We start from the raw sequence: 14622 nt of genomic DNA, 5'->3' as shown, positions 1-14622 counted from the left end.
TACCCGCAGTTCCTCGTTACGTCGAGCTATCTCTTATACGTAAATCTTGTTCGCCTGCTCCAGCCTCAGCTTCCGATCCGGCGTTTATCATCGCTCGGTACGAAGGCACGTTCTCGAGAAGAAACTCGTGCGTACCCTCTGCCACGATCTCTCCTGATTCCATATAAAAGATCCTTTCCGCCAGACGGATAGTGGCAGGACGGTCCGTCACAATAATGGCCGTGCGACCCGCAATTGCCCTTTCCAACGCACCGACAAGTTCCTCTTCGACTTTCGCGTCCACGGCGGCTGTGGCAGCGTCCAAAATCATTATTTCGGGATCCGATAGCAAGGCTCGGGCCACAGCTATGCGTTGCCTCTGGCCCCCCGAGAGAGTCAGACCCTGCTCACCTACCACAGTCAAATAGCCTTCAGGCAATTTCTCTATGAACTCGTCTGCCTGTGCTACACGGGCGGCGCGCTTTACGTCTTCATCGGTGGCATCTGAATTTCCATATGCAATGTTTTCGAAAACCGTATCGGTGAAAAGGAAACTGTCCTCGAAAACAAGGGCTATCCTCGAGCGCAGGGCTTTAAGGTCGTAATCCTTCACATCTACTCCATCGACCATCACTCTTCCTGCACTGGCGTCATAAAAGCGGGGGATCAAAGCCGCCACGGTAGATTTACCCGATCCAGTTGGACCCACGAAGGCGACGGCTTCTCCCGGAGCGATGCGAAACGACACGTTTTTGAGGACGGGTTTGCCTTTTATGTACTCAAACCACACCGAGTCGAACACGACTTCACCGCCTCGTCTTGGCGGCGATATGGCATTGGGCTTTACCACAATGTGAGACTCCGTTTCCAGAATCTGAGCAATTCTCCCGGCTGCCACAAACGTGCGTTGTGCCTGTGCTGCCAAATCCCCCATCAGCTGAAGCGGCCACGAGAGGAACTGGACGAAAAACATCGCCGCGAGCAAGTCGCCCATGGAAATCTTGCCAAGCGACAGTCCTACTCCACCCACTAGCATCACGACCACGATGGCAAGAGAAGAGAACACCGCTGTCATCGGTGAGTACTTGGCTCTGATTGAAGCCGCCTCAAGCGCCGAGTGTTTAGTTCTAGAAGCAATCTCGGTAAAACGCCGCTGCCACAACTCTTCTTTGCCAAACGCTTTTATGACGCGAATTCCTCTAAAAGATTCCTCAACTATCTGGGTGAGATCAGCTAGCCTTTGCTGGAGATCTGTCGCAACGGGGGTCAGGCGCTTTGCCAAGGCCTGAGCGGACCAACTAATGAGCGGAAGAACTAGGGCTGCTGAGAGTGCCAGGAACGGATGGATCCATAACAAGAATCCCAGAGCAAAGAGAAACGTCAAGATATTGGCAAATGTCAGCGGGATATATACAACTAAGTTTTGAACTTGCTCGACATCGCTGTTTGCCCTCGCCATCAACTGTCCGGTGTTAGCTGCGTCATGAAAGGCAAACGAAAGACGCTGAAAGTGTTCGAAAAGCCTTTGACGGAGGTCCGCTTGAATCCTTATCGCGAGTCGAATTGCGCTGTATCGGCGCAGCCCCGCAAAGACCGACTGCGCTAAGCCTGCTGCAAGAACTGCGCCAGCAAGCAGGGTTGTACGCACAAGAAGGCGGGAGCCACCAGAAGAAGCGACATTCACCAAAGTCCTAAGGAGGAGGGGAACGGCCACGCGAAATCCCGTGTAGCATCCCGCCACCAATATGCCTGGAACTAGCAGCCTTCGCCTTGCTTTTACTGATCTCCAAATCAGACGCGCCCCAGCAGACGATGAGGGCTCCTTGCCGACCACCTCGCCGGCTAATAGGGCATCTACGCTACTCATGCTCGAAACGCTCCCTTGTGCTTACCAACAGCGCCCTCTGTCTGCCTCTACATTGGACGTCTCATCAACTACTCCTTGGTCGAGGGGATCCGGATCTCCGCCTCGTACAGCCCGCCATTTCGGCCTTCGGAAAAAGTACCACCCATTCGGGACACCCAGACCTTAGCCCTGGCTACTCCCCGAGGACGCGCAGAGTCGAGCGGCGCATCCGTCACAACCTTTGCTTTTACTGCACCGCCTTCAATTCCAAGCTCGAAATGGGCACGGCGGGCCCCAGCGATTCTTCCATCGAGAGCGATCGCTTGAATACAGCGGTACAACGCAATCTTGACTGAAGGAGTGAGACTGGAAGACACCCCTTCTACAGTGGAGAGCTTCCAGCGCGTGGGCTCGTATCCAGGGGGAGACTCGAAAATACTGTGCATCATTCCTTCGAGAGCGAGCTCGAGATGGACATCTGGCCGTACAACCGGGCTTAAGGCATTCGAAAGGTCGACGAGATATTTGGCTTGTGACTTTATTTCGGGCCCTATCCGACAGATCTCCGAGACAACTTCGTCGTAAGCTCCGCGCGCCGCCTTCTTGCGGAGAAGGTCAGTCTTTAGGGCCAGCAGAGTCAGGTGCTGGACTGGACCGTCGTGGAGCTGGGATCCTAACAAATACCGCTCGGACTCAGCTGTCTCGAGCATGTCTCGCATGAGAGCGGATCGCTCCATATCCTTATTACGCAAGTCTCTTATAAGTCGTTGGACGCGCAAACGCTGTTCGACTTCGAATGTTATGTCTCGCAACAGGACCCTAAGGGGCCACACCATCCCGCTAGAGGGAGCTAGTTCTACATAGCGCCGAAGCCCGTCCGAGCGCATCACTTGCCCAACAGCCCTGCCGCCTCTCGCTAAACGGGAACCTAGAGCTACCTTCGATTCTTTTGCCAAAGGGGAAACGAGAACATCCTCTTCCGACCTAGGGTAAGTGTCAATCACCTTGACGATCCCCGAGAGGCTGCGGCCCATCAACTCCGAGCGAGAAACCCCGAGAATTCGAGCGGTCGCTTCGTTGCAGTAGCCGACGGTGCCGTCGGCTGCCACCTCGAGAATTCCCTGCTGTGCGCCTTCTACTAGCTCCTCAAAACGCGTACTCGACTCTCTTATCAGATCTTCAAGGCGGCGGTGGTGCTCCGAGCTCAGAGCCAAGCGCACAACTAGCAAAAGAGACACGAAGGCCAAAACAGGTAAGAAAGCATTGAAAAGCAAGCTTTCGGAACCAGCAGAAAAATGAATAACCACCGCGGCTAGGGCTAGGGAGCCAACAGCTAGGCTAACATCGGTAATGGGCCGATCTTCGGGGCGGCGAACGTTCAGAATCTCGAGCTTCGCTCCCGGCGCTACAGCATAAGAAGGGATAAGAATGGCACAAAAAACCACTGTGGCCCTTGACGCTGCAAAGACGAGCCAACGAACCCCTTCCGCTGCTAAAGCATTCCAGCTTCGCGCCAAGACCCAGCACACTACCCCTAAAAGAAAAAGTCCTTGCAGAGTCTTGTAGCCCTTCAGATCTACCGAAACTGATCTGAGATTGAACATTGCTCCCACGATTAAAAGAAGAATGCCCACGAACTCGACAAACTCCACACTGGCCACGGGACGAGGAACCAATACCTTTCCGAACTCGACGAGAAGACCCAGCAACGCCGCGGCACTGATGAACACTACAGCTGCGTCGAGCACCTCGATTGTCCACAGCCTACAATCGGCTTCCCTGTACGCGAGGCGCAGCGCTCCCCACAGAACTAGGCTTAACGACATCCACGCAGCCACCCCAATCCCAGCAGCTGCCGTCGTACACCACTCGCAGCCGCCAAACCTAGCTGCTTGGAGTCCGAACACCACCGCATAGAACCCTACCCCCACAGCAAACGACATCCAAAGCATCCGAACTGCCTGGTGAGCGCGAAACGATGCCTTGGTGGCGAGAACGAAAGAGAGCGCCGCGGTAGCAGCCATTATCGATGAGTCGACGACCCTTCCGGCCAAAGAAGGGCCAGCGATTACCGTGGGTACTAGATATCCCGCCGCAACCAGCGCGCCGAGTAGAGCGAGCTTGCGACGCTGCGAATGAGTCGATACGTAGGGGTCAGAATTACCCTCGTCAGCCGAGGACAACACGGTGTCGGCCATTCCATCACTGCACCGCCAGGGATACGTGCACAAGTACGTGTACGTACCTTAGCAGAGTTATTAACACCAGTAGGAGCGGAAACAGCACTAAATCGGCCGCGAGGGCTACTCTGGCCGCGGAGTGTAGCCTGGAAAATTCGGAGGATTCGCCTTTGGGAAGCGCCGGAATCCAATTCAAGCGAACCAATGCCGCCAGCACAATTATTTTCCCGGCCAGGATGAGTAGATAGAGGGAGCCGAACGGATACCCCATACCTTCCCGGATGCTAGACGGGGTGGGTGAGAGCCTAAACGGCGCGGCGTAAAACCCATTGGCGACACCCGTCATCACCAAAAGAACCCCGGCTGCGAACGCTGTTTTGCGAACAGCACTACCTCTTTCTAGTATTCTGCGGCGAGCCTGTGGGGAGAACCACTGTGAGGTCGCACGGCCGGCCCCTAAAGCAAGCAATAGAGTAGATGCTGCCCACGCTATGGCGAAGATCGAGTGAAGTACCAGCAGCGACACAGGACGTGCGTCGGAGGTGGATAAGCTTCCTCTAACTACGACAGATGCTCTTCCAGAACCAGGAGATGTCTCCCGTTGTTCTGTAGAAGAGGATGGCGTTGCTTTTGAGGTCAGCTTAACAGAGACTAGTGTCTCGGCAGTGGCTTGCTGAACTTTCTCGCCTTCGACGATAGCCCGCAATGTCCACTCAGCAGGCATCGGGTATCTCAGAGTACCAATGTAAACCCCCAAAGAGTCGCGCTCCGATAGCAACAAAGGAAGCGTCTTCATCTCGTGCGGCACCGTCATTTCGGCCTCAACTGTGACGTTGGCTCCCGAAACCGGCGCGCCGCTGTCTGCATCGACAATCGTCACCGTGATCTCGTGGGTTAGCCCACCTTGGGGATCGACTGGAACCGACTGAATTTGAATCTTGGGGATAGCTTTCCCACCCCTGTGAGCCAACGCGTCCGGCGTGTTGAAAAATAGCAGTGCTGCTAGAAACAAAAAGCCTGTCGCAAATCCCCAGATCCCCACGCACAGTCTAAGGTACTTTCGATGACTCTCGGATGGGCCTCGGCACATGCAAAGATACTCCCTTACCTAAGTGGAAACAAAGAACGTCGGTCGATCCCACACATGCTATCTCTCGTCCTGAGCCTTGTTAGGAAGCACTTCGATTTCGACGGTGTCTGCTACAGGGGGCGAGAATGAGTGATGATCGGCACCCACGAACTCTACTTGCAGCACGTAACGCCCAGGCGGGAGCTGAAGATCCTCTTCCAAGTCAACGAACATTCCTACTGCCCTCCCGTTTGCGTAGACATGGAGGTGGCCTTCTGTGGGCGGGCCCGAGCTTCTGTCGAGAGGAACGAGTGTCCCGTTGACCAGATTTACGCGAAGTTTCACCGGGCTATTGACTTTGGATCCCCACATCGGCTCTACGATCTTTACCTGAGCCGGAGACGTCCAAGAGCCGGTGTCGAGCGAGAAACCGGTCATAGCGACGCTAAGAAGTGCGGCGCCTGCCGCGAATGCTCCCAAGCCCAGCTTTCTGCGCCCTCTCGCCGATAGACCAATGCCGGCTAGTGATGAAACGAGGCCTCCCAAAACCACTGCAATCCCCCAAGCGGGTGTCCTCGATGAGCCAAAGGCGTGAGCCGCTGCAGGGGATGCAGTAGCCTCTATTGCAAGAAAGATGACAATCGTCCGCGCAGCAGCTCTCTCGATTCGTAACGGGTTCATTTTGTTTGACGCAATCGATCAGGGACACCGTCGAGAAGTAACCTCGGTGTCCGCCAGGGCAAAGCCAAACATGCAGCCGGAAGCAGCGCAAAGATCATCGCCACCCCTGCCGCTAGCTGTGCCCAAATCCCAAATGGTCCTTTGGTTTGGGCGGGAGTGGCTGGAACCCCCAGTGCAGCACAAGTGGTCGCTGCGGCGAAGGCAATGGCGGAAATGACAGCACAACTTATACCCAATCTCAAGTACGAAAGCAGACGGCGTCGTGCCCAAACTCCTGCGGCTATAACGAGCGCAATAGGAACGAGAGGAGCGCTAACTGCCGCGGCAACGAGACACACGCCACCCACTCCGACCATCATCCACAGATTGCTGGCGCTAGCTCTCATCTGTCCATAGGCATACAGTCGAGACCCCTCGACCTGCCAGCGATTAGTGTACAAGAACGCGCCGATCAAGATCGCTGCAGTTATCACAAGCGCCACTAGCGAAAGGCCAATGATTAGTGAAAGGCTGTGGAGTCGTCCTGGTTTATATATGAGCTGCACCTCTCCCCCAACCCCTTCCGGAAGCAAAAACCCCTGCTTCCATCCGTCCAGCGTCACCTGCTTCAGCTCAAAACTGCCCAGATTGGCTTTCCATCCGATGTTTGCGTTCTCGTTGATATACAAGATTCTCTCTGGCCCCGGTTCGATCCACAATCGCCGTTTCCGGGGCCCCCACTCCTCGACAGATACCTCGCGCCGCGAAAGAAGCTCGGCCTTGGCCGAGACCTCATGGAAATCTCGCCTTTTGCTCCATTGATCGGGGGGTTCTCGGTCGATGCGAACAACTCTAACCTGAGAGAGAGCGAACGGTCTTGAGCCTTCGGTCTCCTCGATACGGTGTGAGCGACCATTATCCTGTACGACCCAGGAGCGGCAGGCACGAAAGGAAAAGGGGCGCATAAAGATGAGATCTGAGATCTTTCCGTGAACTTCGGTGTCGAAGAGCTCTCCATCGACAACCACCGGCGGCCCCAATCCGCATGGGAGCACAAACTCCTCCGAAGGAAGCGGCACTGAGTACTTGACGTCTCCGAGAGCCGGAATTTGGAGATCTGAAAACCCCACAGGAAGTGGAGTCGCGATTCCAGTCATGGAGTCGACCGACATCCTTACCCGTATAGAGGGAAACTCGATCCGCAGAATTCGAGTGGTTAGAGGAGGGAACCTTACCCACCCGTCCGATACAAGATCGCCCTCTACTACGTCGTGCTCGCCGACAATGCGGAGGCTACGAGGCGGCGACACGGGACCTGCAGTAGTAGTCACAACTCGAAGCTCTCCGAGGGTGATAGGGTGACCGAAATCTAGAACCAGACTAGGCGAGGGATCGCGCCTTCCCTGAATCCCCTCGTAGGTTGGTGGCTTAGTTTGAGCACCAGTGTAAGCCTTAGGACCCTCCCACAAACCGAGCGGATTGGGCAAAACTGTAGGTAGTGAGGCCGCCCAAATAGTAGCGGTGTCTCCATCTAGAAGGTTGGAGGCCCTGAACTCGGGAAGTCCGTTCATGGTAGAACTAGCGGAGATGTTCACCGGTCCTCTTACCGCAATCAGTTTGTCGAGCTCGTCACCGGGAAGGGGAACAACCAATCCTTCGATAGTGTAGGTGCCCTCTGAGCTCATAGAGAACGAGCGCCTCAAGATGGGCTCTTCATCAGATCGACCGATCAAAGACGGGTGCAGACGAGATCGAGAGAGCACGACGTATTCGAGCCCCGCAGCAGAATCCGAAGGGACATCTAGAACCTCCTGCACCGACACTCCTGGAATGTGAATCTCTCGTATCCCTGCGCCCGACAAGCCCACATTTTCCTCTCCCTCCACATCCCATAGCAGAATTCGGAGCCGGCGCGTCGAACCCGGCGGTACCTGTACAGGCTGGGCAACTTCGGAAGGTTCTAGACGGGATACGGATGAGCCCGAGTCGGTCTCTACCTTGACAGCCCTGATCGCTGGCCTGAAGGGGCCATCGAGAAGTGGCGTTATTGTGATGCCTTGCAATGATTTAGGCTCATCAAATTCGATTTGTATCCACTCGCCTTTGGAGCGACCCGGAGCACCGGTGACCCACGCAGTTCTAGGGTCCCCGTCAAACGCAGCATAAGGACGCAGCTCCGGCAATTGAACGAGCCACGAACTGTAGGAAGACGCCGTAATCGAGGCCGCTCCTTCGAAATGACGGGTGGTCTTATGTGTGTCGGACGTAGGCGGCAAAATCTCGCGGGGGGTCTCGCCTCCCCGCGATACCCCCTCGGCGACTTCATTCAGGCCCGACTGAGCTCCCATCCCCGTGGGTCTCTCGCTAGGCCCCAGGGTGTAGGAGTAGTTGTAGTGAACCAAACCATAATCGTGGTCCCGTCTCCGCAAATCGTCGGTGCGCACCGCGTGCGAGATGTGGCCTGCGACGTCTTCGAGAGCCAACAGCGTCTTTTCGTCGGATGCAAGCACAAAGGGGGTGCCTTGAAGCTGTTTGGTTTCGTCCAGAGTTATGCGGCTCTCCGGTCCGCCCGAGACAATCGCTATGTCGCTAATTTCTACCGTGCCGACAGGCGAGACCGGCCGCTCACTTCCTGAAACCTCGTAGACAACGACCTTGGGAAGGTTCGCCTCCTCTTGGCTGACGCCGAGGTCTTCGACGACATCGACAGCTGTAGACTCGCTCTGCGGGGCGGAAGAGGGATCTTTCTTCTCGGGAATTCCAAACGCTGCAACCTCTACGAATCCGCCAGAAGCCTCCAAGGTTTTCTTGACCTGCAATGGCCTCGGTGCTCCCGAGGCACGCCAGTCGAGATCGTTCCTGACGACCAAATACCTTATCCCAGCAGAAGTAAGAGCAGGAGCCAGTCCCGGCGAGGGTACCTGGCCTAGGAGATGGTTTTCCACTGCGTCCAACAGCCTCGTACTTCCAGTTCCTCCGAGAGGAATCAAACTACGGACCGCCCAAGGCACATGAGAGAGCGGCTGTAGTACTTCATCTAACGGTCTCCCCCACTGGTACTCCCCAAACGGAGCACCCGGAATCACCGCCACCCGATCATGCCCCGAGTGATCGTTTAGCCATCTGGCGGCGTCTAGCCAGTACTGAGGCACTGCCTCGAACCCGCCCCGGGTCGCCAGCTGTCCCCGTATCGCAGGGATAGTCATCATCAAAATGCTGACCCCCACGGCCACCATCGATAAGGCTGCAAGAACCCGCTTTTGGCCGGATGAGTGTCCAATGGACAACACCCTGAGAGCAGGGGCAAAGTGCGCCAACCCTAGCGAGAGCGGGAGAGTAACCAGGAACTCGAACTTTGAGACGTTTCGTAATGCCCCCAGAGGTCCTCCCAACATCGCGAGAATCGCCTTGTGAAAAATGCCTGCGCCGGAGAACCAGTAGGGTCCGGCACTCGCAGCCACGCCTAGCAAAAACAAAACAGCGGGAAACAACCGCTTCCTCGCTCCTAGAAAAGCCAAACCTGCGAGGCCAACGGCTACCGCAGTACCGCTGGCGACTACCAGAACAGGGGAGGAGACGTACTCCCATCCACCTGGAAGCCACGGTCGGCGAAGATTCAAGTACGCTAGCCAGTACCCACTCCCACGCATTGACTCGAATAGAGACTGAGTCGAAGCAGCCGCCACGGCGGACTCCGTGTACTGGAGAAAATTGAATCCATACGTCCTCAAAAGGATCAAAGGAATCGACCACCAGACCGAAGCGAGGGCATATAAGACCGCTGTGGCAGCTATCAATTGCAGCTTGGGGCTAGAGAGTGGGCGGGAGCGGTTGTGCCCTGCGCGATATGCCGAGAGCTTGGTCGTGATCAAATACACCGCTACAGCCGGTAAAACGGCAAGAGTCGCCGCGGCGTTAACAGCCCCTGCCAAAGCGTAAGCAGCGGATGAGCGCAAAGCTCCGACCAGGGGTGTCCAACGGCGATCTCTCGGCACCAAAGCTCCAATCATCCATGGGAGTAATGAGCCGGGAAGGACGGCAGCAGATGTAAAGGCCACGAGGGAGGCATAAATTGGGGCTGTTACATAAAAACCCGCTGCTGCAATGCGGGTGCGAGGTGTCCCGATTCCGAGACGAGCTGCTAGAAAGCAAACACCGGTGAACGCCGTGGCCGCCACCCCGAAGATCCAAACGCGCTGTGCAATCCACATTGGAAGCGAAAAGTACTTAGCGGCCACAAAGTAAGGACCCATTGGGAACAAGTAGCCATACGACTGGTTCTGAACGTGCCCGAAGTAACCGAGGGGCTCCCACATGTCATAAGCCCTTCGGAGGAAAAAGAGTGGGTCGATGGCCATATCGATTTTCGTGTCAGAGACGATCTTGCCCGGCTGCTGAGCGAAACACACACCAGCGATGGCAACGAGCGAGACATACCCCAAGAGAGGATCCATGCCAACTCTTTTGGCAAATTGGCTCGCTACAGAGCGGATTTTTTTTGCAACTCCCATCCGCTTTTTCTTTGAACAATGCTCAAAGTGCGGCCGCGATGTTGTTCGGAGACGGGAGGTATATATACTCGCCAAAACGAACGCTACGTAGTTAGCTGCCAACAGCGAGACTGCGAGATCAACCGACGTGTGCGCTGACGAACTGGCCAATGCCCAGATCCCGATCCCAAAAAGTGGAGGGGCCCATGTATAAGCGCCATTTAGCGAAAGCGAAAGGTTGGTAAGGGTCCACGTCCCAGATGCCAATGCCATAGCCATACACACCACAGCGACGAGCCAGATAGATTCGCGGGGCTTGGAAAGAGCGAAAAAGGCAAGCGGAGAGGCTGCTACAGCGCATGCGCTCAGAACAACCCCGCAACCAGCCGTTATAACACCCAGTCGCACAGCTTCTGATGCATCGCCGCTTCGCCGCACTCTTCCAAAGAACATCCATCCTCCTACGAACAGAGCCAAAAAAACTCCCTTGGCGGGAATGGAAGCTGCGGCAAACCTGTCAGCCTCGTGTGGCGAGAGCCTGGCCGAAATGGTCAGCAGATCGGCATTAGCAAGAACAAGTGCGCTAGCAATGGCAACTGAGCCAGCGGCGAGAGACGGAATCGCCCCCGAACGGCGGCTGTTTCCTCTCGAGTCAGGTTCGCTTGCCGCTGTCTCAAAATTTCCGCTTCGGGTACAAAGATGCTTCGTGACAACGAGAGATACCAAGGTGCCTAACAGGAGTCCTGCCCCAAAACCGCCCTCTTTCAACGGGATGCCAAGCGCTGGCGACACAGCTAACCTGACCGTTGCTTCCGTGGCGTAGGACATGCCAAGCGCTCCGAAACTCTCCGATCCCATGAGCAATCCCCTATATGAGGAGAGCTTTAGGGCCGGGAAAAACTGAAGTGCCACCGCAAAAGTGCCCACATAGTCGAGGTTGAGGATCCGAGCTGTTACCACAGAGGCAAGCGCAGCGATGAACAATGCCAGTGCCGCGTATCCGATCTCAAAAGAAGACGGCTCCACCGACAAGCTCGCTGTTGCCGAGCGGACATCAGAGGCTCTTGCCGCTCGGTCAATCTGTACATAGCCAGGCACCACTGCAACAACCAGAGACAGGGCCAAGATGGCCGAGATTCCCGCAACCGTCCCCTCAGGCACGAATCTGGAAGTGATCGATAGCGCAACAAAAGACGATGCCGAGAAGGCAACAGCGCCAAGCCAAAAGGCGACCTTGCCCTTTATGCCTTCGAGAGAATCGCTGCGTAGTTCCAAGTGGCGAACTCTCGCATAAGTGGTAGTCGAGCCAGGAATGACGCCCAGTGCGGGTAGTAGCGGGGAAAGGACTCCAGTATCGAGACGTTAGGCCGGTTCTTTACGAGTCTCTCGAAATCCGAAATGTACACAGGAAACAAACTCTCTTGAAAACGGTTCTTGGGAGGTTTCCCGTGTTTTCGGTGATAACGTCTGGCTGCTCTCTCACCTCCCAGAAGATGCCACGGCGATGTTTCGTGCCCACCCCAAAGAGAAAGCCACACTGTAAAAGAAACGAAGATGATTCCAGAGCTTTTGGTCACACGGATCGTCTCGTCCAAGAAGTCAGAGACTGACGGCACATGCTCCAATACGTTCGAAGTGTGGACCAGGTCGAAACTATCATCCTTTATAGGAAGCGCAATGCCGTCTCCCAACACCGCCAAATTAGGCTGTCGACCATGGAGCGAGAGCTCTTGGACCGAGCAGTCAACTGTAATCGTCCTCGCCCCCCGTTTCGATGCGGCTTCTGCGAAGTAGCCGGGCCCGCCTCCGATGTCCAGGACCGAACTCCTTGAAAAGTCCACGAAGGCTGAGAGAATTTCGCAAGTGTCCTCTGCCAAAGCTGTATAGAAGGTTTCGGGGTCGCTCCGCTCGGCCAAAAAGCCGCAAAAAAGCCGGAGCGACCGCCGAAGGCTCCGTCGTGGTAAAGACCTCGATTTTCCGATCATGCGAAAACAAACTGGACGTCGTCCCGCACCGAATTGAATGCCTCTCGGGCGAGGCGGAGAGCCTCGTCACCCGGAATGGATGAAACTAACGCATCCTCAAGGTCGAACAAGTGTGGGATCCTGCCTGCCACAGCCCTTGCCGCCTCCAGAGGGGAACAAAAGAGCAAAATTGCGATGCGGTCTTCCCTATGAACCACAAGATCCCCGTGGCGTAGGACCTTCACTAAGCGCGATCTATGGGAGAAATCAAGTTGACGTCCAAAGAACTCCACGCAAGGAACCGGCGGAGGAACTTGGGACCGGAAACGCAATCTTAAGAGTCCAGCCGCCATCATTGCGCTGTCAACTATGGGATTGACAGCAGAAGCTCCATACGCAACCCACCTAACAGGGAACTCTGCGACATCCAAACCTAACCAGCGGGCTGTAAGCAACAGTTCTACATCGAAAACAAATCCTGTAGATCTCAGCGAATGGAACAGTACTTTGGCCGGACCTGCTCTGAAGGCCTTTAGTCCGCATTGCGTGTCCGCTACCTCCAAATCAAACAACATTCTCCTGAGCGTTCTGAAACCAAGGCCCAGCGCTCGTCTCGACACGGTAGCGCCCACGACTTCCGAATCCGGTAGAGCTCTTGATGCTATAGCCACATCCGCCGACTCTAGCTCTTTTATGGCCCGATCCAAGCCCGTGCGAAGGTCGGGGGCTAAATCTGCATCGACGAATACGATTGTTTTGCCTCGGGCCCGTGTCACCCCGCTTTTGACCGCAGCTCCTTTTCCACGGTTGTGGGGATGCCATATCAGCTCACTTCGGGGAAAATTCTCTAAAATCCGGCCAGCCACCCTCAGCGTGTCGTCGGTTGAGCCATCGTCTACTACAATCAGCTCGCAGCTGCCGTGAGACGAAGCAACCTCTATCGCGCTCGGAAGCGTTTTCTGTAACGTTTTTTCTTCATTGAACGCTGGAACTATTACGCTTAGATCACTTCTGGCCGAGCATTCGCAAACATCGCTCAACCGGGACGAGCGATGGTCATTGGAGGTCGCCGAGGCGCGCGCTGTGTTGAGGAGGGTTACAGGATGCGTAATTCTCAAGTTTGTTCCCTCCCTAAGCTGCGCATGCCGGTGCTGACTCTGTTTTTGCCACCGCAAAACACGCGGCGATTTCATATTCTGACCTCATCGAGACGTTCTACTTTGAGGCTCTGAGCATGCAAGATCGTAACCTAACACATGCATCTCCGACAGCCGATGGAGGGGACTGGTCAGTGCGCATTCCCGTAATCGCAGGGACAGTGGCTCTCTTATTTTTTGTGCCACTCGTCTTAATGGTAGTGGCTTACGCGACCCTGCAGGCGGTTGGGGTAGCTTCCGGCCGGGCTCTCTCCCTGGCCGGTCTCCTAAGCGTAAGCGCTGCAGGGTTGTGGGGCCTTCTTGTTGCTGTCTTGAGAGTGGACACCAAGCTCGTGGAACGGCGGTCGAGAGATGGATGAAACCCAGCGTCTCCTCCGAGTCTGAACTAGACCACGCAAAACTCAGAGCTCTTGTCCTCGCACTCGCCATAAACGCTGCCTTCGCTGCAGCAGAAGCAACCGTGGGTTTTGCATCTAGATCACTGGCCCTGGTCTCGGACGCCGCTCACAACACCTCCGACGTGATCGCATTAGGGATTGCCCTCCTGGCCGTAAAATTTTCAGCAAAACCACCTACGCGTAAGCTGACCTACGGCTTTCAGCGCACAGAGGTGCTCGGTGCGCAGGTCAATTCCCTTCTCTTGGTTGGCGCTGCAGCACTCATAGGTGCAGAAGCGATTCGGCGCCTTTTCGAGCCACCCCCAGTTCCAGGTCTAGTCGTTGCTGTAACCGCGGCTATCGGGGTGGTAGTAAATGCCAGCAGTGCCGTGGTAGTAGTGAGTGGTCGGCGGATTGATTTGAATATGAAGGCAGCCGCGCTAAACCTCTTGGCTGACGTAGCCTTTTCAACGGTGACTGTCATCTCCGGTGTCGCAATCTCTCTATGGCGAATCTATAGGCTCGATGCGGCACTCGCATTACTCATTGCGTTAGTTATGTGTCTGGCAGCAGGCCGCATCCTATGGGAGGTTACACACGTGCTCTTGGAGGGAGCACCACGGCATATCGACGTCACGGAGGTCGAAGATTTCATCCGCAGTCAACCGGCTGTCACCTCTGTCCACCACGTTCACATCTGGAACCTCTCGAGTGACAATCCCGCCCTCTCTGGACATGTGGTTTTATCCGGAGATGTGAGCCTTCACGAAGCTCAAAACGAAAGAAACCGGTTGAGTAGTCTGCTTGCCGAGCGGTTTGGAATCCGCCACTCCACCCTGGAGGTAGAGTGCCACCCTTGCGAAGAACAGCCTAGCCCGGCGTCGAAAGCGGCCGAATAGG

General features: G+C 55.6%; 9 protein-coding genes. 2 read left to right on the top strand and 7 right to left on the bottom strand.

Translation table 11 applies throughout. The features are described from left to right. Positions 1–16: 16 nt before the first annotated feature. From C4318_07475 to C4318_07445, 7 genes are all read right to left on the bottom strand, one after another. Complete coding sequence (locus tag C4318_07475) at positions 17–1846, bottom strand: hypothetical protein (protein ID MER3454978.1); 1830 nt, start codon at positions 1844–1846, stop codon at positions 17–19. 68 nt (positions 1847–1914) lie between these two features. Further along, positions 1915–4023 (bottom strand): hypothetical protein, encoded by a 2109-nt coding sequence (locus tag C4318_07470; protein MER3454977.1) that lies wholly within the window; start codon positions 4021–4023, stop codon positions 1915–1917. Positions 4024–4027: 4 nt separating this feature from the next. Next, a complete protein-coding gene (locus C4318_07465) occupies positions 4028–5095 on the bottom strand; it encodes a hypothetical protein (GenBank protein MER3454976.1) in 1068 nt (355 codons plus the stop codon). A 57-nt stretch (positions 5096–5152) separates the two neighbouring features. Then, positions 5153–5755 carry a hypothetical protein gene (locus tag C4318_07460; GenBank protein ID MER3454975.1) on the bottom strand — a complete coding sequence of 201 codons (603 nt, stop codon included), beginning with the start codon at positions 5753–5755 and terminating at the stop codon, positions 5153–5155. Beyond that, positions 5752–11499, bottom strand: a complete 5748-nt coding sequence (locus tag C4318_07455; protein ID MER3454974.1) for a hypothetical protein — start codon at positions 11497–11499, stop codon at positions 5752–5754. Before C4318_07455 ends, C4318_07460 begins: the two co-directional genes overlap by 4 nt. Then, positions 11466–12209, bottom strand: coding sequence for an SAM-dependent methyltransferase (locus tag C4318_07450; GenBank protein MER3454973.1), 744 nt, complete (start codon positions 12207–12209; stop codon positions 11466–11468). Before C4318_07450 ends, C4318_07455 begins: the two co-directional genes overlap by 34 nt. Further along, positions 12206–13381 carry a hypothetical protein gene (locus C4318_07445; protein MER3454972.1) on the bottom strand — a complete coding sequence of 392 codons (1176 nt, stop codon included), beginning with the start codon at positions 13379–13381 and terminating at the stop codon, positions 12206–12208. Before C4318_07445 ends, C4318_07450 begins: the two co-directional genes overlap by 4 nt. A 98-nt stretch (positions 13382–13479) precedes the next feature. Between C4318_07445 and C4318_07440 the strand changes: the two genes are divergently transcribed. Together C4318_07440 and C4318_07435 are read left to right on the top strand one after the other, a co-directional pair. Further along, positions 13480–13704, top strand: coding sequence for a hypothetical protein (locus tag C4318_07440; protein MER3454971.1), 225 nt, complete (start codon positions 13480–13482; stop codon positions 13702–13704). After that, positions 13701–14621 (top strand): cation transporter, encoded by a 921-nt coding sequence (locus C4318_07435; protein MER3454970.1) that lies wholly within the window; start codon positions 13701–13703, stop codon positions 14619–14621. Before C4318_07440 ends, C4318_07435 begins: the two co-directional genes overlap by 4 nt. Position 14622: the final 1 nt, after the last annotated feature.

Source organism: Acidimicrobiia bacterium, from assembly GCA_040289475.1.
Lineage (GTDB): Bacteria > Actinomycetota > Acidimicrobiia > ATN3 > PSLF01 > PSLF01.
The sequence above is the reverse complement of the archived record's forward strand: the minus strand, read 5'-3'. Positions and strand labels throughout refer to the sequence as shown.